The sequence below is a fragment of the Patiriisocius sp. 208BN25-11 genome (assembly GCF_058147145.1).
In genome coordinates, this window is sequence record NZ_JBYVJY010000003.1 from 1 (window position 1) to 25678 (window position 25678).

At 37.5% G+C, this 25678-nt stretch carries 28 protein-coding genes; 17 read left to right on the plus strand and 11 right to left on the minus strand.

From position 1 onward, the window contains the following. Positions 1-286: hypothetical protein (locus tag ACY2RS_RS04905; protein ID WP_490097505.1), on the plus strand; the 286-nt coding region annotated here is incomplete at its 5' end. A 197-nt stretch (positions 287-483) separates the two neighbouring features. On the opposite strand, the gene ACY2RS_RS04910 is transcribed toward ACY2RS_RS04905, so the two are convergent. From ACY2RS_RS04910 to ACY2RS_RS04920, 3 genes are all read right to left on the minus strand, one after another. Next, on the minus strand, positions 484-1173 hold the full coding sequence (locus tag ACY2RS_RS04910) for a TIGR02117 family protein (RefSeq protein WP_490097506.1): 690 nt from the start codon (positions 1171-1173) through the stop codon (positions 484-486). Positions 1174-1800: 627 nt separating this feature from the next. Continuing rightward, the gene (locus ACY2RS_RS04915) at positions 1801-3699 is read right to left on the minus strand and encodes an amidophosphoribosyltransferase (protein WP_490097507.1); all 1899 of its coding nucleotides are present in this window, start codon (positions 3697-3699) and stop codon (positions 1801-1803) included. A gap of 180 nt (positions 3700-3879) precedes the next feature. Further along, a complete protein-coding gene (locus ACY2RS_RS04920; RefSeq protein WP_490097508.1) occupies positions 3880-4803 on the minus strand; it encodes a PfkB family carbohydrate kinase in 924 nt (307 codons plus the stop codon). Between the two features lie 180 nt (positions 4804-4983). On the opposite strand from ACY2RS_RS04920, the gene ACY2RS_RS04925 reads away from it, so the two are divergent. The 3 genes from ACY2RS_RS04925 (at position 4984) to ACY2RS_RS04935 (ending at position 8074) form a co-directional block, all read left to right on the plus strand. Next, entirely contained in the window at positions 4984-6558 is a 1575-nt protein-coding gene (locus ACY2RS_RS04925; protein ID WP_490097509.1) for a hypothetical protein, read from the plus strand. Positions 6559-6840: 282 nt separating this feature from the next. Continuing rightward, the gene (locus tag ACY2RS_RS04930) at positions 6841-7434 is read left to right on the plus strand and encodes a hypothetical protein (RefSeq protein WP_490097510.1); all 594 of its coding nucleotides are present in this window, start codon (positions 6841-6843) and stop codon (positions 7432-7434) included. A 19-nt stretch (positions 7435-7453) separates the two neighbouring features. Next, the gene (locus ACY2RS_RS04935; RefSeq protein WP_490097511.1) at positions 7454-8074 is read left to right on the plus strand and encodes a hypothetical protein; all 621 of its coding nucleotides are present in this window, start codon (positions 7454-7456) and stop codon (positions 8072-8074) included. On the opposite strand, the gene ACY2RS_RS04940 is transcribed toward ACY2RS_RS04935, so the two are convergent. After that, entirely contained in the window at positions 8075-8716 is a 642-nt protein-coding gene (locus ACY2RS_RS04940) for a ribonuclease H1 domain-containing protein (protein WP_490097512.1), read from the minus strand. Positions 8717-8751: 35 nt separating this feature from the next. Then, a complete protein-coding gene (purN, locus tag ACY2RS_RS04945; protein WP_490097513.1) occupies positions 8752-9363 on the minus strand; it encodes a phosphoribosylglycinamide formyltransferase in 612 nt (203 codons plus the stop codon). 176 nt (positions 9364-9539) lie between these two features. Between purN and ACY2RS_RS04950 the strand changes: the two genes are divergently transcribed. The 7 genes from ACY2RS_RS04950 (at position 9540) to ACY2RS_RS04980 (ending at position 15773) form a co-directional block, all read left to right on the plus strand. Further along, positions 9540-9773 (plus strand): acyl carrier protein, encoded by a 234-nt coding sequence (locus ACY2RS_RS04950; RefSeq protein WP_151672630.1) that lies wholly within the window; start codon positions 9540-9542, stop codon positions 9771-9773. Between the two features lie 12 nt (positions 9774-9785). Beyond that, a complete protein-coding gene (gene fabF, locus ACY2RS_RS04955; RefSeq protein WP_490097514.1) occupies positions 9786-11039 on the plus strand; it encodes a beta-ketoacyl-ACP synthase II in 1254 nt (417 codons plus the stop codon). Positions 11040-11044: 5 nt separating this feature from the next. Next, positions 11045-11794 (plus strand): ribonuclease III, encoded by a 750-nt coding sequence (rnc, locus tag ACY2RS_RS04960; RefSeq protein WP_490097515.1) that lies wholly within the window; start codon positions 11045-11047, stop codon positions 11792-11794. 130 nt (positions 11795-11924) lie between these two features. After that, a complete protein-coding gene (locus ACY2RS_RS04965) occupies positions 11925-12416 on the plus strand; it encodes an IPExxxVDY family protein (RefSeq protein ID WP_490097516.1) in 492 nt (163 codons plus the stop codon). After that, positions 12417-13847 (plus strand): pyruvate kinase, encoded by a 1431-nt coding sequence (gene pyk, locus ACY2RS_RS04970; RefSeq protein ID WP_490097517.1) that lies wholly within the window; start codon positions 12417-12419, stop codon positions 13845-13847. A gap of 32 nt (positions 13848-13879) precedes the next feature. Beyond that, positions 13880-14848 (plus strand): hypothetical protein, encoded by a 969-nt coding sequence (locus ACY2RS_RS04975; protein WP_490097518.1) that lies wholly within the window; start codon positions 13880-13882, stop codon positions 14846-14848. Continuing rightward, a complete protein-coding gene (locus ACY2RS_RS04980; RefSeq protein ID WP_490097519.1) occupies positions 14838-15773 on the plus strand; it encodes a leucine-rich repeat domain-containing protein in 936 nt (311 codons plus the stop codon). Before ACY2RS_RS04975 ends, ACY2RS_RS04980 begins: the two co-directional genes overlap by 11 nt. 78 nt (positions 15774-15851) lie before the next feature. On the opposite strand, the gene ACY2RS_RS04985 is transcribed toward ACY2RS_RS04980, so the two are convergent. Then, positions 15852-16631 (minus strand): SH3 domain-containing protein, encoded by a 780-nt coding sequence (locus tag ACY2RS_RS04985; protein WP_490097520.1) that lies wholly within the window; start codon positions 16629-16631, stop codon positions 15852-15854. 128 nt (positions 16632-16759) lie between these two features. Further along, complete coding sequence (gene dinB, locus ACY2RS_RS04990; RefSeq protein WP_490097521.1) at positions 16760-17866, minus strand: DNA polymerase IV; 1107 nt, start codon at positions 17864-17866, stop codon at positions 16760-16762. Positions 17867-17899: 33 nt separating this feature from the next. Here dinB and ACY2RS_RS04995 point away from each other — a divergent pair, with 33 nt between their 5' ends. Genes ACY2RS_RS04995 through ACY2RS_RS05010 form a run of 4 tightly spaced genes read left to right on the plus strand, consistent with a single transcriptional unit; the run spans position 17900 to position 19889 of the window. Next, positions 17900-18283 carry a VOC family protein gene (locus ACY2RS_RS04995; RefSeq protein ID WP_490097522.1) on the plus strand — a complete coding sequence of 128 codons (384 nt, stop codon included), beginning with the start codon at positions 17900-17902 and terminating at the stop codon, positions 18281-18283. Continuing rightward, positions 18276-18926: an NAD(P)H-binding protein gene (locus tag ACY2RS_RS05000; protein ID WP_490097523.1), complete on the plus strand. Its 651-nt coding sequence runs from the start codon at positions 18276-18278 to the stop codon at positions 18924-18926. Before ACY2RS_RS04995 ends, ACY2RS_RS05000 begins: the two co-directional genes overlap by 8 nt. 2 nt (positions 18927-18928) lie before the next feature. Next, complete coding sequence (locus tag ACY2RS_RS05005; protein ID WP_490097524.1) at positions 18929-19396, plus strand: CYTH domain-containing protein; 468 nt, start codon at positions 18929-18931, stop codon at positions 19394-19396. Positions 19397-19412: 16 nt separating this feature from the next. After that, positions 19413-19889: a YciI family protein gene (locus ACY2RS_RS05010; RefSeq protein WP_490097525.1), complete on the plus strand. Its 477-nt coding sequence runs from the start codon at positions 19413-19415 to the stop codon at positions 19887-19889. A 6-nt stretch (positions 19890-19895) separates the two neighbouring features. Here ACY2RS_RS05010 and ACY2RS_RS05015 read toward each other — a convergent pair whose 3' ends face one another. Both ACY2RS_RS05015 and dprA read right to left on the minus strand, forming a co-directional pair. After that, a complete protein-coding gene (locus ACY2RS_RS05015; protein ID WP_490097526.1) occupies positions 19896-20600 on the minus strand; it encodes a copper homeostasis protein CutC in 705 nt (234 codons plus the stop codon). Positions 20601-20649: 49 nt separating this feature from the next. Further along, complete coding sequence (dprA, locus tag ACY2RS_RS05020; protein ID WP_490097527.1) at positions 20650-21756, minus strand: DNA-processing protein DprA; 1107 nt, start codon at positions 21754-21756, stop codon at positions 20650-20652. Positions 21757-21891: 135 nt separating this feature from the next. Here dprA and ACY2RS_RS05025 point away from each other — a divergent pair, with 135 nt between their 5' ends. Together ACY2RS_RS05025 and ACY2RS_RS05030 are read left to right on the plus strand one after the other, a co-directional pair. Next, positions 21892-22824 carry an HU domain-containing protein gene (locus ACY2RS_RS05025; RefSeq protein ID WP_490097528.1) on the plus strand — a complete coding sequence of 311 codons (933 nt, stop codon included), beginning with the start codon at positions 21892-21894 and terminating at the stop codon, positions 22822-22824. A gap of 81 nt (positions 22825-22905) precedes the next feature. Further along, complete coding sequence (locus ACY2RS_RS05030) at positions 22906-23415, plus strand: acyl-CoA thioesterase (protein WP_490097529.1); 510 nt, start codon at positions 22906-22908, stop codon at positions 23413-23415. Between the two features lie 241 nt (positions 23416-23656). Here the strand turns inward: ACY2RS_RS05030 and ACY2RS_RS05035 are convergent, their stop codons facing one another. Continuing rightward, positions 23657-24895 carry a murein hydrolase activator EnvC family protein gene (locus ACY2RS_RS05035; RefSeq protein WP_490097530.1) on the minus strand — a complete coding sequence of 413 codons (1239 nt, stop codon included), beginning with the start codon at positions 24893-24895 and terminating at the stop codon, positions 23657-23659. Next, entirely contained in the window at positions 24896-25675 is a 780-nt protein-coding gene (lolB1, locus tag ACY2RS_RS05040; protein WP_490097531.1) for a lipoprotein insertase outer membrane protein LolB1, read from the minus strand. It lies immediately after the preceding gene. Positions 25676-25678: the final 3 nt, after the last annotated feature.

Here is a 25678-nt window from a genome sequence, read left to right on the forward strand (position 1 = left end):
AAACAAGTCGTTACTGAAAATGAACAACAGCTCGCAAATAACTATATTAAAAACATTATTAGAATTGCTGTGCTCGCCACCCCATTTAGATTTGGGGCAAAAAAAGGAAAGCTTGGCGCATGACCTGTCCCGACAACATCGGGAAAAAAAGGTAAACAAGTCGTTACTGAAAATGAACAACAGCTCGCAAATAACTATATTAAAAACATTATTAGAATTGCTGTGCTCGCTACCCCATTTAGATTTGGGGCAAAAAAAGGAAAGCTTGGCGCATAAAAAAAGGTAAACAAGTCGTTCACCTTTTTTTGCCCCAAATCTACCATGAACTTAACCTACTTATGCTATGGTATAGTTCAAATATAATGTAAAAGCTAAGGTCAAAAACTATCTTTTAGACCAAAGGCTTCAATATTCGTTAAAAAACACGTTGTAAATTAGTTTTATCGACAAATGGTATATTTTGACTCCTTTTTACAGTGTTTTTTATCTATATTTTTCAAAAATACCTGTGTCAAGGGCGGTCCATAGGGCAGCTTTTTGCCCTGTTTCCTTTAACGCGGTATTAGCCCAACTATTGCAGGTCTTAAACAAACTATAACTTCCCACTGCTTCATAAAAAGCATCATTAGTACCATAGTTACTTGTAGTAATAATCTGCTTGTAATTCTGAAACGCATCTTTTTGAAAACTTGTATCTATAAAGGCAATTAATTTCTTATACTGCGCTACACTAATAGTAATTTTTATGCAATTTTCATTCTCCTTAAAAGACTCATAGTGTGAAACATGTATTGCAGATGAACTTAATCCTGTTGCAGCTTTAAAAGCAGTTGAGAATTTTAAATCCGCCCATGTTGGAGTTTCTAAATAAAACCCTTTATCACCCCAACCCAAGGCAACGTAGTTATAATTTCTATTAGGGATTTCTACATGATTAAATTGAAGTTGTGTACTCCAATCTTTATACCTAGTCTTTGTTGGCATGGCAATATCTGTATGAACTCCATTGGTAAGAATATATATTGCCACATCTTTTGAAGTGTTTTCCTCAGCATCGATTTGAATTTTTGAAAGAAGTGTTCCTACAATAACATATACCAATAGAAACAACAGGAGATACCCAAATGCTTTAGCTATTAGTATCCCTCCTTTTTTTACAGCTGAAATATTCATCCCTATAAATATAGCGAAATAACACAGAAATATGACGGGTGACAGATGGTGGAATTTAAAACACTGTGCTCATTTGGGAATTGAGTAACGTCTTAAAAACCCTCTTAACTCAACCCTCAGCATTAGAGGGACTGGGGGTGAGGGATTTTTGAAATCGATCGCGATAGCTATCGGGACGAAGTTGAAGTTGAAAACTAAACTCATAAACATTTCGATACCATATAAAAAGGTAGACGAGTCGAAAGGATGGGGAAACAGCTCACAAAAAACCAAAGAAAAAACATTACAAAAATAGCCTTGCTCGCCACCCCATTTAGATTTGGAGCAAAAAAAAAGGTAGACGAGTCGAAAGGATGGGGAAACAGCTCGCAAAAAACCAAAGAAAAAACATTACAAAAATAGCCTTGCTCGCCACCCCATTTAGATTTGGAGCAAAAAAAAAGGTAGACGAGTGTCCACCTTTTTTGCCCCAAATCTTACCATGAACTTAACCTACTTATGCTATGGTATGAATCAAATATATCATTTATTTATCTTGTAAAATAAGACTTTTCCTACTTTTGGATGAAGTGGATTTTAAACCCGATAAACGACTTTAAAATTACCAAATCCTCAAAACTTTAACATTTAATAGGCTCTTTCTGGATTCCCTTCATAGAAGTTAATGTATGCTTTATTTACAACTCGATTTCCTCCATTGGTTGGGTAATCTCCCGTAAAGTACCAATCTCCTGTGTTTTTTGGACAAGCCTTATGAAGATCATCTACAGATTGGAATATTAATTTCACTTTGGTTGTCAAACTTTCTTCTGAAATAATCTCAGCAATCTTGTCAGATATTTGCTCATCTGTAAATGGAGCATATAATTCTTTTACATGATTTACTACTTCCACATCGGCTAACGTCAACTGCTTTTTACACTTGTGATAAATCTCTTCTACGATGGCTTCTGTACCTCTATCTTTATGCAATTCTATAGCAGCATTAAAAGCTACTAAGTGTTCTAGTCGTGCCATATCAATTCCGTAACAATCTGGATAACGTATTTGTGGAGCAGAAGATACAACTACAATTTGCTTTGGATGTAGGCGATCTAACATTCTTAAAATACTCTTCTTCAAGGTGGTTCCGCGCACAATACTGTCATCGATAATCACCAAGTTATCTTTAGATTTTACAACACCATAGGTAACATCATACACATGCGCCACCAAATCATCTCTACTACTATCATCTGTAATAAACGTTCTTAGTTTTACATCCTTAATAGCAATCTTTTCGGTGCGTATTTTGTGTGCTTGAATTTCACCTAATCGTTCTGGAGTGAGATTTCCAGCTTCCTTTAGTATCGCCTCATTCTTTTGTTTGTTGAGTTCATTTTGAGCTGCGTCTAACATTCCATAGAAAGAAGTTTCAGCTGTGTTAGGTATAAATGAAAAGACACTATTTTCGGTATCATGATCTATGGCTTCCAATACCTTTGGCATGATCAATCTCCCTAACTCTTTTCGTTCTTGGTATATTTCAGCATCACTACCACGAGAGAAATAGATACGTTCAAACGAACAAGACTTGCGCTCTAATGGTGCTAATATTTCCGGAGTACTTACGCTACCATCTTTTTTTATGATGAGTGCATTTCCTGGGTCAATTTCTTTTACTTGATCAAAGTCTACATTAAAAACCGTCTGTATTACTGGGCGCTCGCTAGCCACCACGACAACTTCATCGTCTTGATAATAATACGCAGGACGAATCCCTGCAGGATCACGTAACACAAAAGAATCTCCATGTCCTAATAATCCGGCCATAGCATAACCACCATCCCAATTTTTAGCACTCTTTTTTAAGATTTTCTTTAAATCTAAGTTTTCAGCGATATATGGAGACGCTTCTTCTTTATTGAGCCCTTTCTTTTTGGCCTGCTTGTATAGTTTTGCAACACCTCTATCTAAGAAGTGACCAATTTTTTCCATCACAGTAATAGTATCTGCTTTTTCTTTAGGATGCATTCCTAATTTGATCAAGTTATCAAAAAGCTCTGTTGTGTTAGTCATGTTGAAATTACCAGCAATAATTAAATTACGATGCATCCAATTATTCTGACGTAAAAAAGGGTGTACCGTTTCTACACTATTTCCTCCAAAGGTTCCATAACGCACATGCCCCAACATCAATTCTCCTATATAAGGAATATCTCTTTTTTGAGCTGCAACATCTTCTTTTAAAGCTGGATTCTTTTCAAACTCATCATTAATACGTCCATTAATCTGGCCAAAAATATCTTGAATAGGTTGCGACTTATTTGAACGCACCCTACTTATATAACGTTCACCTGGAGTAGCATCTAATTTAATGCTTGCAAATCCAGCACCATCCTGACCACGGTTGTGCTGTTTTTCCATCATTAAATACATTTTGTTCACTCCATAAAAAGCGGTACCATATTTTTCTTTATAGTATTCTAATGGTTTTAGTAATCGAACCAGTGCAATTCCGCATTCGTGTTTTAAAGCATCACTCATATACTATTTGAAAGCCTTTGCCCCAGCCCTAAAGGGAGTGCTTTCGCTTTTATTAAATTTTATTACATTCCTTTAGGGGAGGAACATGTAATTTGTAAAATCTTAAAATATCACCCCCCCTTTTGGGTTGGTGATGTGGTATCTTTAAATCAAAAACGCCCCAAATTTTGGGGCGTATGTTTATGATAATTCTATTTCGTATTGTGTCAAGCTCTTAAATTGATGTAAGCGCTTTTCAACTTCTTCTTTTGTTAGGTTTTCCATGCGCTCTGTTCCAAATTTTTCGACACAAAACGAAGCCAAACAAGAGCCGTAAATGATCGCCCTTTTCATATTGTCAAAACTATAGTCGCCTGTTTTTGCTAAGTAGCCTGTAAATCCTCCCGCAAAAGTATCTCCTGCTCCAGTTGGATCAAAAACTTCTGCCAATGGCAATGCAGGTGCAAAGAACATTTCATTTTCATGGAAAATAAGCGCTCCATGTTCTCCTTTTTTAATCACCACATATTTGGGTCCCATTTGCATGATCTTCTTAGAAGCATTTACTAAAGAGTACTCTCCAGATAGTTGTCTTGCCTCTTCATCATTAATGGTAATCACATCTACTTTAGCAATGACCTTTTTTAGATCTTCTAATGCAACATCCATCCAAAAGTTCATGGTATCTAAGACCACCATTTTTGGGTTGTTCATTTGATTTATTACTCCCATTTGTACCATAGGGTGTAAGTTTCCTAGCATTACAACCTCTGCATCTTTATATGCATTTGGCACCACAGGATTAAATGTTTCTAATACATTGAGTTCTGTTGCCAAAGTATCTCTTGAGTTCATATCGTTGTGATATTTCCCACTCCAGAAAAAAGTTTTGCCTTCTTTTACAATTTCTAGCCCCTCTACATTCATTCCCTTGCTTTCTAGCATATCAATATCTACTTGAGGAAAATCGCCGCCAACAACAGACACAATAGCGCCATCTGTACCAAATTGTGCAGCAGAAAGGCCTATGTAAGTAGCAGCGCCACCTAAAATTTTATCTGTTTTTCCAAAAGGAGTTTCTATGGCATCAAATGCAACAGTTCCGACAATAACTAATTTACTCATATTAATTGCCCGAAAAGTCGGGTAACTTTTTATTGAATCCGTAGTACACGGTATTTCTTTTTGATTTAAAGGTGCAAATTTAACCAAATTTATGACATTTTATAGGTATAAAACTATGAAAAACGCTGCTTCATATTTCAGCAAAAAAAGGTATCTTGTACCCTATTAAATCGCACTACATTGAAAAATATTTTTTTACGCAAAACACTATTAGCCATATTGTTACTCGCTTCTTGTATTGGGTTTTCACAAAAAGAAATTCCCTTTGAGGTGCAAAAGAAACTCTATGTAAAAGGAAATGCAATTGTTCTTGGAAACACTATTTTAGGAAAACATAAAACCAAACCATTTCATAGTGTCAAAGCAAGCAATGATGTGATTGATATGAAGTATGTAGACATCGATGATGATCCAACAACCTTTTCTTCTAGTGCTTCTGAAATTTTATTACCCGAAACTGCTTCCAAAATAACCTATGCTGTGCTGTATTGGAGCGCCTTGTATCCTGCCGAAAAAACAACCATGCGCAGAGGAAAAAGAAAAGCATATTACAAAAACAAAGGAGATAGAAATCCTGTAGTAGATTCTATACTAATAAAAGCAAAGGGTAAAGAATATACTTCTCTAAAAGGAGATATCATCTTTGACGCCAATAAAAAAGGCCCCTTTAAAAAAGATTCTCCTTATAGTTGTCGTGCTGATATCACAAACTATTTAAATGCATTAGAAAATCCAAATGGTCTATTTACGGTTGCTAACCTAAAAGCGGTACGTGGTATGCCAGAAGGTGGAAGTGCAGGAGGATGGGTTCTATATATCGTATATGAAGACCCAACAGAAACTCCAAAGTACTTTACTACCTATGATGGTTTTAGACAAATTAGCAAAAAAGGAGTAGACATCACTTTCGACGATTTTCAAGCTAAAAAAGAAGGTGCCATTACTTCAAATCTTGTCATGGCAGCACTGGAAGGAGATATTAAAATTAAAAGTGACGAATGTGCAGTGTTAAAACCAGATATTAATAGCTATGTTATTCTAAAAACTGAAGAGCGTGAAGCAAATAATTTTTTTAAAAGCACAATCGATAGTAACGTAAAAAGAAGCCCTGATAGCAAAAACACTTTGGGATATGATATTGTAAAAACAAAACTGCCAGAAGGAGTCATTACCAATAATGCCACTCAGTCAAGCATCAAGTTTAGCACAAAGGCAGATCGTTTTTATTTACTATTTACAGCTTTCGAAACTGAAATAGAGGAAACCTTCTTATTGCAAAAGAATCCTAATAGCGCCTTAGCAAAAAACATAGAACTCCAAAAAGACAGTACTACTATTGCCAAAAAACCCGAAGTAATAACAACTACTATTTCAGAAGAAAAAACAACCAAAATACCTCCTATTGAAAAAAACACAGCTACTACTAATAGTTCTGAAATAGCACCACCAAATAATACCACAGAGATAAAACCCACCAATACAGACACTAAAGTAAGAAACATAAAGATCCCTGGAATGGCCTCTGGTTACTATCTAGTAACTAACGTTTTCTCTCAACCTAAATTAGCGTCAAAATGGACCACCTATTTATTAAACCAAGGGTATAACCCTCAAAGCTATATCAATCCAGAAAACAACTGGACCTATATATATGTAGAACGCAGCAACAATCTTCCTGCAATTTTAGCTTCTAAAGAAAAACTTCGCAAAAAAGAGCCTTTTAAAGATGCATGGGTTGCTGGCATTAATAGATAAGCAAATATTTCACTCTTTTTCTTCACTGTTGTAACTATTCTATATCTAAAGCAACGATATTATCATTTTTTTGTGGAAAAAATTGTTAATAACTAATTGTTAAGATCGATATTTGAAGTAGGATTTAACTTACATGATTTGTCTCTTAAACCATAAAATATTCATTTTAAGGGGTTTATTTTTGAATTTTTTCGACAAAAAGCTTTTATGAACGTTTAAATGCAGCTCGCTTATTTATTAATCATTTACTTTTGTACCAGCCCAAATACAAATCTTAATAGTATGAAATTAGCCCAAACAATTATTGCATGCTTATTAGTATGTAACATATATGCCCAAGTAGGTATTGGAACCACAAATCCAGGTGCCGAATTAGATATTAATGCTACAAGTGCAGGTGGAATTCCTCCATTAGAATTAAATCCCCAAACCACTCCTACTGGAACTGCATCTGGTCAAATGGCTGTCATCGGTGATGAACTATACTTATATGACGCCTCTAGAACCAAATGGTTAAGTGTAGCATCTTCCAACTTCAATTTTGGTAAAGAAGGAACCCTCAATAATACAGATTTAGAATATGCAGGTGATATCGATGATAGTGGCCCGAGTATGGCACAAAATGGCACCATTGTCTATGTCACGATCAATTCTTCTGGAGGTAGTGCTACCAAAGGATTCACGTTAAGTAGATACAATACCGCTAACAACCTTGTAAGTACGCATTCTTTTTCACTACACAGCGGAGAACTAGTAGTAGACGATGCAAACATAAATTTTTCTAAAGGCGACTACTTTATTGTGAGTGTAGATAATGATGGTACTGGTACAGTATCTGACGCTTCTATGGTGATTTGGACGAAATGGAGACAATAAAAAACGTAAACGTATCACCATGAAAAAACTACTCTACATTTTAAGTTTTCTTCCACTTAGTATACTAGCTCAAGTTGGAATAGGGACCGATGAACCAACGGCTTTATTAGAAATAAAATCAGATCCTACAGGTATCCCCGCGCTAGCTCTAACACCACAAGCAACTCCAAAAGGTTCTGCTACAGGACAATTAGCAGTAATAGAAAACACATTATACATGTTTGATGACACTCGTAAAAAATGGCTGTCTGTAGAAAGCACTAGTCTGGAATTTGGTAGATTAGGATGGGGCTCTACTCCAAAAGAAATAGAATTTGGTGGCGGTGACATTCAAAATGGAGCCAAAATGCCGTTTAATGGCACAATAACTAACATCTCTATGGTTGCTTCTTCAGTAAGTAGTAACAGAGAAATTATTTTATTTGTAAACGATATACCCGTTGCTAATAGTCTTGACGATAAAGTTGATGGTGTTTTTGATTTATCGCCAACGATTATTAGTATCAATAAAGACAATTATAACCTTGATTTCAATAAAGGAGACGTCATTAAGTTTGAAGTTGACCCCGATGTTGGCCAAAGTGATATCGTAGAACTAAGATTGATTGCTCAAGTGAAATGGCGCAAGGATAATCCTTAATTATTTTCTACCAAAATCTGCTGGAATCTCCCCCCAAGCTTTAGTTTCCCACTTAACTACTTCTGTTTTGTAGGTGTTAGTATGTAACCAAGCCTCTGCGCGTTTTACTAAATCTAATAAACCCTTATTTTTAGGTCCCCACTGTAATTTAGAATTACATCGCTTTTTTTGTACCCAACCCATCGCTATTTTGGAGTCGGTGTATAGTATTCTATCACTTTTTTGTTGTTTTAAATACGCCAATCCGTGCACTAGCGCTAAAAACTCCCCCACATTATTGGTACCTTGCTGAAAAGGTCCTTGATGAAATAACTGTTTTTTTGTTTGAGTGTCTACACCTCGATATTCCATAATACCAGGGTTTCCACTAGAGGCAGCATCTACTGCAATAGAATATAAATTAGGTTCACCATAAGCTGCTTTCTCTGCTGCCGTGAGTATCTTTTTTTTAGATCCGCCTTTTCCTTTGTAATCGGCATAACTTTTATTGTAGGCAATTTTAGCAGCGGGCAAGGTCTCAAAACTCATGTATTGTGCTCCAGCAACTCCTTTAATTGCCGCCTGACACTCTTTCCAACTATGGAAGATCCCTGTTGGGTTTCCAAACCATACCACATAATATTTTTGTTTCTTTTTTGTCATGTTCACTACCCATGTAGGCGGGTTACTTATCTTTTCTATAATTCTATGTTAATCCCTTCATCTGTCATCGGTCTTCCGTCATCCAATAATAGTGCCTCTATAATCTTTGGCAACCACTCATATTCTAGCGCATGTACTTTCGCTGCAACATCTTCTGGATTATCTTTTTCTGAAATGTTTGTTTTCTTCTGAAATATAAAAGCTCCCTCATCGTACTGTTCATTAACATAATGTATGGTAATTCCTGATTCGGCCTCTTTATTTGCTACTACAGCTTCATGAACATGATGCCCGTACATTCCTTTTCCACCATATTTTGGCAACAATGCAGGATGGATATTGATCACCTTGTCAGGAAATTCCTGAAGGATAATTTTAGGAAATTTCAGTAAAAACCCCGCCAGCACTATGAGGTCTGGTTCACGATCTTTAAGCAAACGAACCACTCCATCGTGTGCTAACATTTCAGATTTAGTAAACGACAATCCCTCTATTTTAAGAGCTTTAGCGCGTTCTAAGACTTTGGCATCCTTCTTGTTTGAGAGCACACAGACAACCTCAGCAACTTTGTTATGCTGAAAGTATTTTATCACGTTTTGAGTATTGGTACCGTTACCCGAAGCAAAAATTACAATACGCTTCTTCATAGAGTTTCTTTGGGTGTTTACAGAAGTAATTATTATTAAAAACAACAAAAGTAAGGCAATAGGGTTTCACTTCGCCCAAAAATGTTTAATTTGGTATCACATTTTATTTTTAAAGTGCTGTTTTAAATTAAAAAATTTTATTTTTGCCACTTAATTAAAATTTAAAAACAAAGATTATGTCAGACATTGCATCAAGAGTAAAAGCTATCATCGTAGATAAATTAGGTGTAGACGAGAACGAAGTTGTAAACGAAGCAAGCTTCACTAACGACTTAGGAGCAGACTCACTAGATACGGTTGAGCTTATTATGGAATTTGAGAAAGAATTTGATATCCAGATTCCAGACGATCAAGCTGAAAATATTGCTACAGTAGGTCAAGCAGTTTCTTATATTGAAGAGAACAAATAAGAACACTTCTCTATGGAATTAAAGCGAGTTGTAGTAACAGGTCTTGGCGCACTTACTCCTATTGGAAATAACATCCAAGAATATTGGGATGCCCTTAAAAATGGGAAAAGTGGATGTGCCCCTATTACCTATTTTGATACCGAAAAGTTCAAAACAAAATTTGCTTGCGAGATTAAAAATTACGATCCATTACAACATTTTGACCGTAAAGAGGCTAGAAAATTAGACCGCTTTGCTCAATACGCACTCGTCTCAAGTGACGAAGCGATACTAGACGCAGCTATCGATATGGATGCTGTAGATAAGTTTCGTGTAGGTGTTATTTGGGGAGCTGGTATTGGTGGCCTTGAAACATTTCAAAATGAAGTAATAAACTTTTCAGAAGGGGATGGAACACCACGTTTCAACCCCTTCTTTATTCCTAAAATGATTGCAGATATTGCTCCTGGTAATATCTCTATCAAACATGGATTTATGGGACCTAACTATACAACGGTCTCTGCTTGCGCTTCTTCTGCAAATGCGCTCATAGATGCCTTTAACTACATACGTTTAGGAACCTGTGATATCATTGTAACTGGAGGAAGTGAAGCTGCCGTAACCAAAGCAGGTATGGGTGGTTTTAATGCCATGCATGCACTCTCTACTAGAAACGACGCTCCAGAATCTGCTTCAAGACCTTTTGACGCAACACGCGACGGTTTTGTGCTAGGAGAAGGTGCCGGCGCATTGATATTAGAAGAATACGAACACGCCAAAGCACGTGGCGCAAAAATATACGCCGAAGTTATTGGTGGTGGAATGTCTAGTGATGCATATCACATGACGGCTCCACATCCTGAAGGAATAGGTGTAGAACGTGTAATGCTAAATTGTCTTAATGACGCTGGTATAGATGCTAGTGAAGTAGATGCTATTAATACCCATGGTACTTCGACTCCTTTAGGAGATGTTGCCGAGCTAAAAGCAATTAGCAAAGTCTTTGGTGCGCATGCCAATGATATTAACATCAACTCTACAAAATCCATGACGGGCCACTTATTGGGTGCTGCTGGTGCTGTAGAAGCCATTGCTTCCATTCTATCTATGAAGCATAGCTTAGTTCCTCCAACGATTAACCACACTACCGTTGATGAGAACATAGACCCTTCATTAAATTTAACACTAAACAAAGCGCAAGAGCGAGAAGTTTCCATAGCAATGAGCAACACCTTTGGTTTTGGAGGTCACAATGCTTGTGTTTTATTTAGAAAAATAGACGCCTAAATAAAATGGCTTCTCTTAAAAACATATTTAATTCCCGTGCCCCTAAGGACGGGGATTTTTTTTTAGCAATTAAAAAATTATTAGGGTTTACCCCTAAAAACATTACCATCTACGAAGAGGCGTTTACCCACCGCTCAACAAACGAGAAAAGCCCAGAAGGACACGCTCAAAACTACGAGCGTATGGAGTTTCTTGGAGATGCCATGCTTAGTTCTGTCATTGCCGCACACCTCTATAAAAAAGTGCCCGGCGGAAATGAAGGATACCTAACAAAAATGAGATCTAAAGTAGTAAGTCGAGAGCATTTAAATGAGCTTGGTCGTGACATGGAGCTTATCAAGCATGTAAAAACTACCATTCCAATAAGCCAGTTTGGGGGAAATATTCACGGCAATGTTTTTGAATCCTTAGTAGGTGCTATTTTTTTAGATAGAGGCTACAAATACTGTGAAAAGTTTATTAATAAACGCGTTATAAAACCCTATGTAGATATAGAAAAATTAGAAGGTAAAATTATAAGTTACAAAAGCTTGTTTATAGAATGGTGTCAAAAACACAAACACCAATTTAAATTTACCGTCTATGAAGATACGGGTAAAGACACCTTAAAACATTTTGCTGTAAAGCTTAGTCTTGATGGCAAAATTGTAGGTAAAGCTCGTGCTACATCAAAAAAGAAAGCTGAAGAGCAAGCAGCCAAAAGAGCATACTACAAACTGCAAACGGCTATCGACGATTTTAGTAAAAAAAGCTAATCCTATTTCTCGCTTTAAACGTAAATACCCCTACATAACTACAACATATTGTTGTTTGGTGTAGAATTCACAGTTTCTTTACACATTTCTATTAAAAGTATCCTTATTTTTATAGGTTAGAAGTATCGCTATGGGGACTCACAAATTAATACTAGATGATGATTTTGCAGAAGATTTCTCGCTCATCGCCATTCATTGTAGTGAAGAAGCCTACAAAGTGGCCTATCTTCTCAATCAATTTGCTGGATTAAAATTACACCGTCGACCTGAAGATTTAGAATATGCAAACAATGGTCTAGACATTACGTTTCCGCTCTTCGATTTTGAAGATCAAGCTAAATATACCGACTATAGTTTGGTAGCTAACAAATGTAAATCTGCGAGTAAAAAAGATGCAAGTAATGAAGGGCTCTTCGGAAATATGAGTGGCGAAGAAACAGTGACCACGTATTTAATCCCTGAATTCAAAAAAGTAGACTACTTTTTAAAAATTCAAAGTGATTTTGATGCCGTTGGGACCAAAATTTTACTCATAGCAATTAATGATATAAAACAAATTATTTCCGCTTACGAAGTGGACACAACAAAACTTAAATCGAAGCATAACTTAATATTTGACTAAATGCCAAATCAAAAAAAGACTAAAATTGTAGCTACATTAGGACCTGCTACCGCAAAGAAAAAAGTACTCAAAGAAATGATTCTTGCGGGGGTAAATGTATTTCGTGTGAATTTCTCTCACGCGCAATACGACAACGTAAAAGAAACCATTGCTACTATTAAAAGCCTTGGAGATGAACTAAAAACAAGCACTGCAGTATTGGCCGATTTACAAGGCCCTAAGCTACGTGTGGGAATGATGAAAGAAGAAGTAGTAGTGCATCCTGGAGATACCATCTCTTTTTGCACTGGTAAAGAGTTTGAAGGTACTGCCAAGAAAGTGTACATGAACTACGACAACTTTCCTAAAGATGTAAATCCTGGCGAACGTATTCTTTTAGATGATGGAAAACTTATGTTTGAAGTAGTAAGCACCGATGGAAAAAAAGAAGTGGTTTCTAAAGTAATTCAAGGAGGTCCATTACGATCTAGAAAAGGAGTGAACCTCCCAAACACAAACATTTCATTACCCGCACTTACCGATAAGGATAAAAAAGATGCCATTTTTGCCATCTCGCAAGAGGTAGATTGGATCGCCCTGTCTTTTGTACGCCATGCCGAAGATTTAAAAGAATTACAAGCGCTTATCGAAGCAAATAGCGAATACAAAATTCCTATCATTGCCAAAATTGAAAAACCTGAAGCAGTGGCCAATATCGATAAAATTGTTGCCTATTGTGACGGACTCATGGTAGCCAGAGGAGATTTGGGTGTAGAAGTTCCTGCAGAAGAAGTACCCTTGATTCAAAAAGAATTGGTGTTAACAGCAAAACGCGCAAGAATTCCCGTAATTATTGCCACTCAAATGATGGAAACCATGATTACCTCCATGACACCCACTCGTGCAGAGGTAAACGATGTTGCCAACTCTGTGATGGATGGAGCAGATGCGGTGATGCTAAGTGGAGAAACTAGCGTTGGTAAATATCCTGTCGAGGTCATTAAAAAAATGGCCAATATTTGCAAACAAGTAGAAAACAGTGAACTCATTACAGTTCCTCATGAGCCGCCTCATGTACGCACAAATCGCTACATCACCAAATCTATTTGTTACCACGCAGCTAATATGGCAAATGAAATTGAAGCAACCGCCATTTGTACTTTAACCAATAGTGGCTATACCGCTTTTCAAATTTCTGCCTGGAGACCCGATGCACATATTTTAGTCTATACAAGCAATTACAGAATCCTCTCAAGACTAAATTTATTATGGGGCGTAAAAGCTTTTTACTATGATAAATTTGTAAGTACAGATGAAACTGTAGAAGACGTAAATAAAATTGCTCATGAGAGAGGTTTCGTCAAAAAAGGCGACTACCTCATTAACCTTGCCGCTATGCCTATTGTAGACAAAGGAATGGTAAACACATTGCGTGTGTCTCAAATAAAGTAGTTGTGCTTCGGAAATATTAAAACAATACCCACGTGTTAGATACAAACAATGCTGTAAAACGTCTTTGCCTATGCATGGGCTTACTATTTGTTTGTTTTAACGCCAAAGCGCAAGATCTTGAATTTCATGGTGGACTACAACTCAAGGCAACTGTTGTTTTAGGAAACCAAAATCAAAATGTTAAGCTGGCCCTTTTTGGCTTTGGAACTGTCAATTACAATGATATTGCTCTAGAGGCAGGGGCTACTATTTTTTTGCACCAACTTTTTAAAAGACACACTGTCCAAAATTACGGATTAGGCTATGGATATGATTTGTTTTCACTAGTAGGTATTGGACAAAACAGTAACTTACTAGGGTCTTCAATTTCAAATATCAATAACTCTTTGTTAGTAAATCCATCTGGGAAAGGAGGATTTAACGGGTTTGGGTTTGGGTTCGAAAAAGAATACCTCCCGGGTAACTTAAAAGAGTTTAGTCCAAGAAGAGGAGCACTCTTAACTAGGTTTAGTAATGCAAATCACAGTATCAATATTGCTTTTGTTAATGATTTCCGAATTGGGAAATTAGTACGAGGAGAAGGAACAGATTATGCAGCTACTGGAACTTTAAAAATGAGTTATTCAGCTATTGGCGAAAACAGACTTGCCTATCAAGCAGGAATTGGCATCGAATTATTTACCCCAAAAGCAGATTTCTCAAAATCACCAGACAACCCTATAAATTCTGATGATGGTAGAAAAAATGTGTGGCATACCGTAGCTCCTTATAGAGATCTATTTTATGCCAACGCTTATGTTTTTGGAACCCTTCAAAACAACCATTTTAGCGGCACTTTACAACTAGGCTATAATAGTCAGCGATTGGGAGCCTATATCCAAAACACATTGCATGACGGTCCTGGTCTTAATCCTCGTTTTCCATGGAATGTAAGAGCAAAAGACGAAATATTTGTAGAAGTTTCTGGAAGTGCCATTCAAAATTTGGGAGATGTTGAATAAGATACCTTACATAGTAGCTATTGTATTTCTTACACTTTTACAAAGTTGTAACACCTATAAAACGTTTTATACTGAAACCTATACCACTACTCAAAACATAAGCCCAGAAAAAATACTTCGCTTAGATCTAAGCAATCAAAATCTAACAGAAATTCCTGATGAAATAGAATCCCTTACCCAAATTAAAATGCTAGATCTAAGCAACAATACAGCACTAGACATCACAGCATTTTTAGCAACCATTCCAAATCCAGAAGGTGTTGAGGTTTTGTTGTTAAACAAACTAAAACTGCAAAAACTTCCAGAAAACATTACCCGATTTACAAACCTCAAACAACTTTCGTTACATGCTAATCCAGAATTAAATTGGAGCAAAACATTTCAGAAAATAAAATCACTCCCCATTACATTTCTAAACCTTCAGCACAACAAACTAATGGGGCTACCCCAGGAAATTTCAGAAATAAAAACACTTAAAGACCTCAATCTAAGTTACAACAACATTACAGAAGGTGCTACCTTTTCTCACCTTTCAAAACTTCCTAACTTGTACTCTTTGTGGTTATCACATAATACGCTTTATGAACTAGCACCAGAAATTGGACAGTTGGTTGAAATAAACCGCCTATATATAGGAAACAACCATTTAAAGACAGTACCGCAAGAAATGTCAACTATGAAAGACCTTAGAGTAATTCAAGCAGATCATAATGCATTTACTAGTCTTCCAGAACAATTTATAGCCATCCCTAGCCTGGTTTCTGTACACTTAAACAATTGTAAAATAGCGCATATTCCGGAAGTTTTTGCAACACAAAACCACAGTTTGAAAGGGCTTTTACTAGATAACAACCTACTCAGTGAAGCCGATAAAAAGAAATGGAAAAAAGAGTTTAACAATTTCTTTTTGCTGTCTATTGAATAAGAAAATAGCAAAAAAAATCTGGTTGAATGTCCCCTAAAACTCGGGAGCACTCAACCAGACATACAAATGACATTTTATTTACTTCACCTCACTCACTTCTTCAACCTGAATCATGTCTCCAACTTTGGTAAGCGTAACGGTACGCCCATACCCTTCAGAAGCATTTACATAAACTATTTTTTGAAGCATGTTTTCTTTGCGTTCTACATGTAATTCACTAATCCAAGTTTTAGATACTTGCTTAGGGTTTTTTTGCACCACCTTGTCTTTCCCCTTTGGTGATGGCACCGCAAACGATCTTGGAATTTCATATAGCTTTTGTGCAATTAAAAAGGCCTCGTGCCATTTTGAAGTAGGTAATAGTAGCGTTTGCGAATTTGTTGGATTGCTTGCTGTACCACCTGTTACTTCAGTAATAGTAGCCGTTGGATGGGTGTTTTGAAGGTCTTCAATATACATTTTTGCATTGGCACCTCGTTCTGGCGGAAACAATTCTGACAAGTATCCATTAAAGGCATATCCTTTTTTGTTGTTGTAGTTCACTTCGTGCATACCGCCAGCAACTCCTTGTACTTTCATGGTGTTGTTTGTTTCTGCAGTAACGATTTCTACTTTGGTTCCATAAGGCATCACAGCCAATTTATCACTGTTTAAATTGTTATGCGCTCTCAATGACAAGCCACTTGGGGCGGTAACATATAGATATTGTGTAGTTTTTTCTGGGACTGTTGCTACTGCTTCTGCTACAATTTCTGCAACCGCTAAGTCTTTAGAGACTGGTGTTGTTGTGTTGTCTTCACAAGAAGTTAAAAAGGTCATAATGGCAAGTGCCGCGATGTTGAATGCTGTGTTTTTCATACGAATAGATTTTAAGTTCAAGTCAAAGATATTGACACACTACTCTTTTATTTAGGTGCTTCTTTTATGTGTATAGAACTATTTAGTATGCGTACTTGTTGTGCGAGAATTCGTAAATCGCTCGATTTTTAGAACTCAAACTTCATTTGTACATCGTATTTTTTCTCTTCAGAAACTTTCACCTTCTCCTTCTTTTCGTTATTTAAATTCGACATAGAAATGCCTAATAAACGTACCGAGTTTTTCATCTTCTCTTGGTACAGTAATTCGGTAACATGTTCCATCAATAACTCTTTGGAGGCTATATACAAGGGCAAAGTTTTACTTCTGGTTTGCAGGGTAAAATCGCTGTATTTAATTTTTAAGGTAATGGTCTTTCCTGCGACTTTACTTTTCTTAAGACGCCGTTCTACCTCAGAAGCAATGTTTTCTAGGCGCTCTAGCATATACAACTCGCTGGAGATGTTTTCACTAAAGGTTCGCTCAGCGGCCAAAGACTTTCTGGTGCGTTCTGGTTTTACTTTGCTATGGTGTATCCCGCGTACTATGTTGTAATAATAAGGACCGCTTTTACCAAAATGCTCCTCTAAAAATTCAAGCGATTTCGTTTTTAAATCTTTCCCGGTATAAATCCCAACGCGATACATTTTTTCTTTCATCACCTTTCCAACCCCATAAAACTTTTTAATGTCTAATGCTTCCACAAAATCAAGTACTTCTTCTGGCGGGACTGTTTTTTGTCCGTTGGGTTTGTTGTAATCGCTCGCCACTTTGGCCACAAACTTATTAATGGAAATACCAGCACTTGCATTTAATCCTGTTCGCTCTTTTATTTTGGCACGTATTTCTTGGGCTATTAGCGTCGCACTCGGATTCCCTTTTTTGTTTTCGGTCACATCTAGGTAGGCTTCATCCAATGATAAAGGTTCCACCAAGTCTGTGTATTCAAAAAAAACCTTGCGTACTTTATCTGAAATTTCCCGATACCGTTCAAAATCAGATTTTACAAAAATAAGATGCGGACATAACTTCACTGCCAAAGCCCCTGCCATGGCAGAACGTACCCCAAATTTTCTCGCTTCATAACTGGCAGCACTTATCACTCCGCGTCTCCCGGCACCACCCACAGCAATCGCTTTACCCACCAAAGACGGATCGTCTAATTGCGCTACACTAGCGTAAAAAGCGTCCATGTCTACATGAATAATCTTTCTAATAGGAATTGATGGATCCATCCCGTAAAGTTACTATCTTTAAACATAATTATCATGAACCTCAACCAAATTACCATACCCTCTCAAGATGTGCCACGCGCCATTGCTTTTTATCAAAAGTTAGGCGCCATACTCATTGTGCATACCCACGATCACTATGCCCGTTTTGAAGCTCCAGTAGGGGATGCTACATTTAGTATTCATTATTCTGAAATACTCCCGGGTGCAGGCACTTCGCTGTATTTTGAAGTCCCCGATGTAGCCAAAAAAGTGCTTGAATTAGAGGCCAAAGGCATTGTCTTTGAAACTCAAGCTACTGCACAATCCTGGCTTTGGACCGAAGCCAAACTTAAAGACCCTGATGGCAATACACTAATAATCTATACCGCAGGAGAAAACCGAAAAAACCCACCTTGGAGATATACTTCAAATGAATAAAACTGCTATCATATTAGGAGCCACAGGGCTCACAGGAAATCTATTACTTCACTATCTTTTGGAAGATACACAGTATAGTTTGGTAAAAGTTTTTGGAAGAAATACCTGTGGCATTTCCCATCCAAAACTAGAGGAATATCTCGGGGACTTATTCCATTTAAATACCTTTTCAGAAAGTTTTAAAGGTGATGTCGTTTTTTGTTGCATTGGTACCACCAAAGCAAAAACACCCAATAAAGAAACCTATAAAAATATCGATTATGGCATTCCAGTGGCAGCAGCCACTCTTGCCAAACAAAATCAAATCCCTACTTATGTGGTAGTCTCTGCCATGGGAGCAGACCCAAAAAGCAGTACCTTTTATAACAAACTAAAAGGTGAAATGGAACATGATGTATTGACAGTTGGTGTTCCTAACACCTATATATTAAGACCCTCATTAATTGGTGGAAAAAGAGATGAAAAACGAATGGGAGAACGCATCGCGCAACATATCATGAAGGCTTTTGATTTTTTAATACCAAAGCCTTATAAAATGATTGCGCCAGAAACAATAGCACGCGCTATGCAAAATATAGCCGCAAGCGGGTATACAAAACCTATTATAGCATCACATCATATTTCAGAAATAGTACAGTCATAAACATGCAAGAAATAGAACGCAAATTTTTAGTTAAAAATAATGAATACATCGCTCAAGCGAGCGGTCAGAAACGCATTGTGCAAGGATTTTTAAATACCGATCCCGAGAGAACCGTGCGTGTTAGAATAAAAGGGGAACAAGGCTTTTTAACTATCAAAGGAAAGTCGAATGCCTCTGGAACGACTCGCTTTGAATGGGAAAAAGAAATTCCAGTATCTGAGGCCGAAGCATTACTTGCATTGTGCGAAGCAAAGATTATTGATAAAATTAGATATGAAATTCCCTTAGGAACCCATATTTTTGAGGTAGACGCCTTTGCAGGAGACAATATCGGACTCACCGTTGCCGAAGTAGAACTAAGCAGTGAAGAAGAAGCGTTTGAACGTCCTTCATGGTTGGGCACAGAGGTCACTGGACAAACAAAATATTATAATTCGCAATTAAGCAACCATCCCTATACACATTGGTAACCAAAACATCCTTCTTATGAAAACAACACTTTCACTACTCGTATTTTCTATTTGCTTCATTGCTTGTAAAGATGCAACAAAGAAAGCAGTACCGACTACTAACATTTCAGCAGCCGAAAAAATAGCCCAATTAAAAGCTGATGGGTATGAAATTTTCGACTATGTAGATGAAGAAACAGGTGACACCATTATTATGCAGCAATACTACATGGCATTTCTAACTCGAGGTGAAAGTCAGGATCAAGACAAAGAGGCGTTAGCCAAGCTACAAGAGGCGCATATGGCACATCTATCACGTATGTATGAAGAAGGTTTTGCAGATATTTCTGGGCCTTTTGGTGACGACGATGAACTACGAGGGATAACTGTGTATAATGTTCCTACCTTAAAAATGGCTGATAGTTTAGCCAACTTAGACCCGATGGTTCGTGCGGGAAGATTAAATGTAGAAATAAAACCTTGGTGGGCAGGAAAAGGATATCCTTTGCGTTAATTTTTATTAAGATATTTTGGAAATCATTTTCTTAATGACTTCCACATCACTCGTTCCTTCGATACCTTCTTGAAAAGAAACGGGACTGGTATTTTCTTGAATTTCAGGTTTTGAAATGGCCGAAAAATGAACCATCTTAAAACCTGCGTTTTTAAAAGCAATGATATTGTCTAGGTTGATGCCACTGCCTGGCATGATTTGAATATGTTCTGAAATATCCTGCATCTCTTGTAATAGCTGTATTCCATCTATTGCCTTTGACTGTTGCCCAGAAGATAAGATTCTAGTTACACCTAAGCCTTCTAATTGTACTAACGTTTCCGAAACATTGGTTACCACATCAAAAGCTCTGTGAAACGTGAATGCCATAGGTCCTGCAACGGCGATGAGTGCCTTTATTGCTTCAAGATCTAGGGTGTTTTGAGCTGTCAACACACCACTTACCACGCCAGCACATCCAAGGTTTTTGCACATCGTAATATCTCTTTTCATGATGTCTAATTCGGCTGCACTATATGCAAAATCTCCAGCTCTTGGGCGAATAAGCACATGTACTTCTATGTCTAGTTCTTGAATTACCTTCTCTATAAGACCTTGTGACGGTGTGAGACCGCCCACACTTAATTGTGTACACAATTCAATTCTATGCGCGCCCGCATCTTGAGCAGCTTTCGCAGAAGCAAATGAATTGGCACAAATTTCAATAATCATGTTGTTCTTCTTTCTAACAAAGCTACTATAATTTGTTTTACAAAACCTATTACAATCCCTCAAACAACTTCCCTGGCAAAGGCCTTACCAAGCCTTTCATTTCGAGTTGCAATAACAACTGTGCTACTTTATAAGTGGGAAGCGCACAACCAATTGCTATGGCATCTAGCAATACTTTTCCCTTGTCTTTTAGAAACTCATACAGTTGCTGTTCTTCTGGGTTTAACTCCACAAACAACTGTGTTTGTTTTACTGGTTTTTGAGCTGTGCTTGGTTCCCAGCCTAGGTGAAATAAAATATCGGCAGCACTAGTGAGCATGATAGCTTGGTGTGTTTTAAGCAGCATATTACAGCCAGAACTTTGACTATCTGTTGCTCTGCCAGGTACCGCAAAGACATCTCGATTATAACTATTAGCAATATCTGCCGTAACCAGACTACCTCCTTTTTCGGCAGACTCAATCACTATGGTAGCCTCGCTCATGCCGGCGATAATACGATTGCGTTTTAAAAAGTTGGTACGATCAAAGCGATCTGTGCTCCAAAACTCAGTAATGAACCCTCCATTTTCAAGAATGGGTGCCATATACTTTTTGTGTGTTTTTGGATATACTTCTGTAAAACCATGAGCGAGGCAAGCAACGTTTTGCAATCCGTTAGCCAGTGCTGCTTTGTGAGCACAAATATCAACACCATAAGCAAATCCAGATACAATAACTGGATTCATGGGTGCTAATGCGGCGATTAATTGTTCACAAAAGGCAGTACCATAGGTGGTGATTTTTCTAGTGCCTACAATGCTTATTATTTTTTTATTGACCAGATCGATATTGCCTTCTTGAAAAAACAAGATAGGGCCATCCAAACAATGCTTTAAGCGTTCTGGATAATTCGCGTCTTTAAAATAGCGATACGCAATGTTGTTGGTTTCAATATAATCCAACTCCTCTTCCGCTTGATCCAACAATATCGGGGCTTGTAAGGCTTTTAATTTAAAGCTACCAATCCCATCAATTTTTAAAAGATTTGCGGGCTTTTCTTTGAAGATTCCTTCGGCAGAACCTACCTGTCTCAGTAGTTTTTTGGCAGAAGCATCACCTAAATTTGGTGTTCTTTGAAGCGCTAGGGTATATAATAATTCGGTTTTAGAGAGCATTTTTTTAGGGTAGAAAACTGGTTTCTAGATAAATGCTAGCACTAGGGAGAAGCACTAAGATACACATTTTTTAGGTTGTTAATAAGTTGCTCTTTTCATTTAAAAATGAAAACCAAAAAAAACTATATTTGTTTTATGCAATTAGCCCCATACATAAAAGACCTACTGTATCGTTACGAATGTGTTATCATTCCTGGCTTTGGTGCCTTTTTGGCAAATTACACCTCAGCGAGCATCGATGCAGCTTCACACACTTTTTATCCGCCGGGAAAAACCATTTCATTTAACAGACAGCTGCAAACCAACGATGGCTTGTTAGCAAACTATGTTGCTTCTGTAGAAGGAACATCGTATGAATTGGCATTGCAAAAAATTAGAAACTTTACAGGAAGGGTATCACTTCAATTATCTGAAGGAAAAACCATTACCTTAGATAGTATTGGAGATTTTTATTTGAATACAGAAAACAGGGTTCAGTTTGTGCCTTCTGGCACTGAGAATTTTAACACGGCCTCTTTTGGGTTGACTACCTTTATTTCTTCGGAAATTTTAAGGGACATCCAACAAAAGGAGACACTTGCTAGTGAAGAAGAAACACCTTTGCTATTTACCCCTAGAAGACGTACCGCACCCTATCTTAAATATGCCGCTATTGGATTGATTGCTGTGGCTTTTTCAGGATTAGCAGGTATGAAATTGTACGAAGGATCTGTACAAGAACACAATTTTGTTCAAAAGCAAGAAGCCAACGACAGGCTAGAAAAGCAAATTCAACAAGCTACGTTTAGCATAGCACCGTTGCCAGCCCTTAATGTTTCAGTAACCAAACAAACTGGGAAATACCACATTGTTGCAGGAGCCTTTAGAGTAGAAGAAAATGCACACAAAAAAGTAGCGCAACTGCACGAAAAAGGATTTACAGCAACCCTCCTTGGCGCTAACAAATATGGATTACACCAAGTAGTGTATGCTAGTTTCGAAAACAGACTAGAAGCACTACAAAACCTTCGCACCATAAAGCGTACCGAGAACAAAGACGCTTGGTTGTTGGTGAAAAAAGTTGACTAAAGCCTCTTAAACTTTTTATAATTACGAATTCTATATTCTGAATTCGTCATTTCGCTCTATCTTTGCCCAAAATAAAAATTCATGGAAGCAAAGACCCCTTCGGCATCGTGTTCAATTTTAACCGACTTAGTACTCCCTAGCGAAACCAATCCTATTGGGAATATGTTTGGAGGAGAGCTTTTAGCACGTATGGATCGTGCTGCAGGTATTGCCGCAAGAAGACATAGTCGTAGAGTAGTTGTTACAGCTTCTGTAAACCACGTAGCCTTCACAAAAATGATTCCGCTAGGAAGTGTGGTCACCATCGAAGCAAAGGTCTCTAGAGCTTTTAAAACGTCTATGGAAGTCTTTATGGATGTATGGATTGAAGACCGTGAAAGCGGGATCCGTAGCAAAGCAAATGAAGGTATATATACTTTTGTAGCAGTAGATGAAACTGGAAACCCAATGCCAGTGCCTCCTATCACTCCAGAAACAGATCTTGAAAAACAACGTTTTGATGCTGCCTTGCGTAGAAAGCAATTGAGTTTGTTATTGGCTAGAAAAATAAAGCCGGAGGATGCTACTGAGTTAAAGGCTTTGTTTGAGTAAATTTAGACCGCTTACACCTTCGCAAAGCTATGGCGCACAAGGTCGCTGTTAGAGGTTAGACCGTTCGCTTCGCTTACTGATAGAAGTTATATATCGTTTGTTCAAATTTCATTGTAATACTTCGCTACAGGGAACACAAAACAAGATGTAATGCTATCTGTCTTGGTTCATGGTTCATGGTTCATAAAATAAACAAAATTTCAGTTTCGTCTCGAAAGCTTTCGGGATAGATTTCATTCGACTACATCTTATAAATCCAATCTGCTGGATTCATTTCTGTGTCGTTTTTATAGACCAAGAATTTCATGACCGTTTTTCCAGTAACAGGATGTGTGAAGACGGTTCCGATGGAATCTTTTGTAGACACTTTATCTCCTTTTTTAACACGTACGGTTGCCAAGTTGTTATAGATCGTAATATAATCTCCATGACGAATCATGACGGCTTTGTTGGCATTTTTAACTTGCTGTACTTGTAATACTTCTCCATTAAAAACAGCTCTGGCATTGGCGTCTTTTCCTGTGGCAATTTCTACTCCATGAAAGGTTTGAGTAACGTTTGGAAATTGAGGGTGTTGTCTGGTCCCATACTTATTGATAACCACGCCTTCTTTCACAGGCCAAATTAATTTTCCTTTATTGCTTTTAAAATCTTTTGCTAAAGCCGCTGCTTCTGGAGTTAATGCTAATTTAGAATTAGACATCGATGCTTCTTTGGTGACCTTTGTTCCAGCTTTTTTATTGGCCGCTGCTATGGCATCTCGAATGAGTTTTTTGATTTGCTTGTTAATTCTATCCGACTCGCGTTGCTTGGCTCTTATTTGTTTGGAGAAGGTGCTTTCTTCCTTCTTTAAGGAAGCAATAAGCCCTTCTTGTTGTTGCTTTTCCTTTTTGAGTTTTGCCTTTGCTTTTTTATTGTCGGCGATAAGCACATCTTTTTGCTTGCGCTGGGCAATCAAACTGTTGTTTAATTCTTGTAATGCTTCTGTTTTCGTTTTGATGCTTTCCCCTTGCTTTTTGCGATGGTTTGCATATTGTTTCATATACTGTACCCGCTTATAGGCCTGTAAAAAATTTCTAGAAGATAGGAGAAACAACACTCTACTTTGCTGAGATTTGCTTTTGTACGACTTTCGAACCATAGCCGCATAGTCTTCTTTTAATTTTTTAAGCTCGTCTCGCAACAATGAAATTTGGTTGAGATTTTCATTGATTTCACGCGTGAGTAAATTGGCTTGCTGATTGGTAACGCGAATTAAGTTTTCCTGAGCTTTGATGCGTTGGTTGAGGTCTTCTACTTCAGAAAGTACTGTTTTCTTTTCGCCTCTTGTTTTAAACAAAAGGGTATTAATTTTTTTAATCTCCTTGATAAGATCCTGGCGTTGGGCTTCCAGTTGTTGTTGCTTCTTAGATTGTGCAATGGCACTCATATTTCCGAAGCACAAAAAAGCAAAAAGGAGGATGTAAAAATAATTCTTCATCTAATTAAAAGTTCGCGGGGTATAGCCGTCTGGTATCGTAAACGGAAAACTTACAGAAACATTGAGGTCGATCTTTTTATATTTTATACCAATGCTTGTTTTATCTGCAACATCAAGAGCCTCAATAGCAATTTGAGTTGGGTAAAAATCTCCTTCTAATTTCTGGTAGGGTCCATATTGTACTTCTAAATTTCTTTGCTCTTGGGGCTGAGATATTTGAGCTTGATGCACCATGAAATTATCTGGATTTAACAGCATAGACACTAGATAATTTGCATCTTGAGCGGCAGGTGCTACAAGGTATTTATTATTTTGAACAGCAGTACGCATGTTGGAAGGATTTAAATCTAACATAGTATTTCCTAATAATAAGGCTTGGGCTTGGTCAAAATTAATTTGGGTACCTAATAGGTCGCTTATCAACCGAAAGTCGCCAACAAAATAGCTGCGGTCTATGGACTCATAAAACTGCACTTGGTCTGGGGTAATGAGCACCTTAGCTAATGTAATTCCTAAGATAGAAGCCTTAATCCAAATGGTTTTGTCTTTTTCCATTCGTACACTGGTGGTGATACTTTGCGACTGGTCTGGCGACTCATATTTTACTTGCATACGGGCAGCCAAGGTGTTGAAATCTTGTGTTGCTGCGGTATGTGCCTTTATAATTGCTTTGGTGCTTAATGATGCATCTGCTGTAGCAGAACCCTCAATAACTTTGGTAGCGCCGCAGCCTAGGAAGATAAAAAGAAAAGCAATACTTACAAGATGTTGTATTTTCATAAA

What these genes read in the sequence shown, in the direction of transcription:
- ACY2RS_RS04910 (WP_490097506.1), bottom strand. Translation starts at nt 1,173, where the DNA reads ATGAATATTTCAGCTGTAAAAAAAGGAGGGATACTAATAGCTAAAGCA.
- ACY2RS_RS04915 (WP_490097507.1), bottom strand. Translation starts at nt 3,699, where the DNA reads ATGAGTGATGCTTTAAAACACGAATGCGGAATTGCACTGGTTCGATTA.
- ACY2RS_RS04920 (WP_490097508.1), bottom strand. Translation starts at nt 4,803, where the DNA reads ATGAGTAAATTAGTTATTGTCGGAACTGTTGCATTTGATGCCATAGAA.
- ACY2RS_RS04930 (WP_490097510.1), top strand. Translation starts at nt 6,841, where the DNA reads ATGAAATTAGCCCAAACAATTATTGCATGCTTATTAGTATGTAACATA.
- ACY2RS_RS04935 (WP_490097511.1), top strand. Translation starts at nt 7,454, where the DNA reads ATGAAAAAACTACTCTACATTTTAAGTTTTCTTCCACTTAGTATACTA.
- ACY2RS_RS04940 (WP_490097512.1), bottom strand. Translation starts at nt 8,716, where the DNA reads ATGACAAAAAAGAAACAAAAATATTATGTGGTATGGTTTGGAAACCCA.
- purN (WP_490097513.1), bottom strand. Translation starts at nt 9,363, where the DNA reads ATGAAGAAGCGTATTGTAATTTTTGCTTCGGGTAACGGTACCAATACT.
- ACY2RS_RS04950 (WP_151672630.1), top strand. Translation starts at nt 9,540, where the DNA reads ATGTCAGACATTGCATCAAGAGTAAAAGCTATCATCGTAGATAAATTA.
- fabF (WP_490097514.1), top strand. Translation starts at nt 9,786, where the DNA reads ATGGAATTAAAGCGAGTTGTAGTAACAGGTCTTGGCGCACTTACTCCT.
- rnc (WP_490097515.1), top strand. Translation starts at nt 11,045, where the DNA reads ATGGCTTCTCTTAAAAACATATTTAATTCCCGTGCCCCTAAGGACGGG.
- ACY2RS_RS04965 (WP_490097516.1), top strand. Translation starts at nt 11,925, where the DNA reads ATGGGGACTCACAAATTAATACTAGATGATGATTTTGCAGAAGATTTC.
- pyk (WP_490097517.1), top strand. Translation starts at nt 12,417, where the DNA reads ATGCCAAATCAAAAAAAGACTAAAATTGTAGCTACATTAGGACCTGCT.
- ACY2RS_RS04980 (WP_490097519.1), top strand. Translation starts at nt 14,838, where the DNA reads ATGTTGAATAAGATACCTTACATAGTAGCTATTGTATTTCTTACACTT.
- ACY2RS_RS04985 (WP_490097520.1), bottom strand. Translation starts at nt 16,631, where the DNA reads ATGAAAAACACAGCATTCAACATCGCGGCACTTGCCATTATGACCTTT.
- dinB (WP_490097521.1), bottom strand. Translation starts at nt 17,866, where the DNA reads ATGGATCCATCAATTCCTATTAGAAAGATTATTCATGTAGACATGGAC.
- ACY2RS_RS04995 (WP_490097522.1), top strand. Translation starts at nt 17,900, where the DNA reads ATGAACCTCAACCAAATTACCATACCCTCTCAAGATGTGCCACGCGCC.
- ACY2RS_RS05000 (WP_490097523.1), top strand. Translation starts at nt 18,276, where the DNA reads ATGAATAAAACTGCTATCATATTAGGAGCCACAGGGCTCACAGGAAAT.
- ACY2RS_RS05005 (WP_490097524.1), top strand. Translation starts at nt 18,929, where the DNA reads ATGCAAGAAATAGAACGCAAATTTTTAGTTAAAAATAATGAATACATC.
- ACY2RS_RS05010 (WP_490097525.1), top strand. Translation starts at nt 19,413, where the DNA reads ATGAAAACAACACTTTCACTACTCGTATTTTCTATTTGCTTCATTGCT.
- ACY2RS_RS05015 (WP_490097526.1), bottom strand. Translation starts at nt 20,600, where the DNA reads ATGATTATTGAAATTTGTGCCAATTCATTTGCTTCTGCGAAAGCTGCT.
- dprA (WP_490097527.1), bottom strand. Translation starts at nt 21,756, where the DNA reads ATGCTCTCTAAAACCGAATTATTATATACCCTAGCGCTTCAAAGAACA.
- ACY2RS_RS05025 (WP_490097528.1), top strand. Translation starts at nt 21,892, where the DNA reads ATGCAATTAGCCCCATACATAAAAGACCTACTGTATCGTTACGAATGT.
- ACY2RS_RS05030 (WP_490097529.1), top strand. Translation starts at nt 22,906, where the DNA reads ATGGAAGCAAAGACCCCTTCGGCATCGTGTTCAATTTTAACCGACTTA.
- ACY2RS_RS05035 (WP_490097530.1), bottom strand. Translation starts at nt 24,895, where the DNA reads ATGAAGAATTATTTTTACATCCTCCTTTTTGCTTTTTTGTGCTTCGGA.
- lolB1 (WP_490097531.1), bottom strand. Translation starts at nt 25,675, where the DNA reads ATGAAAATACAACATCTTGTAAGTATTGCTTTTCTTTTTATCTTCCTA.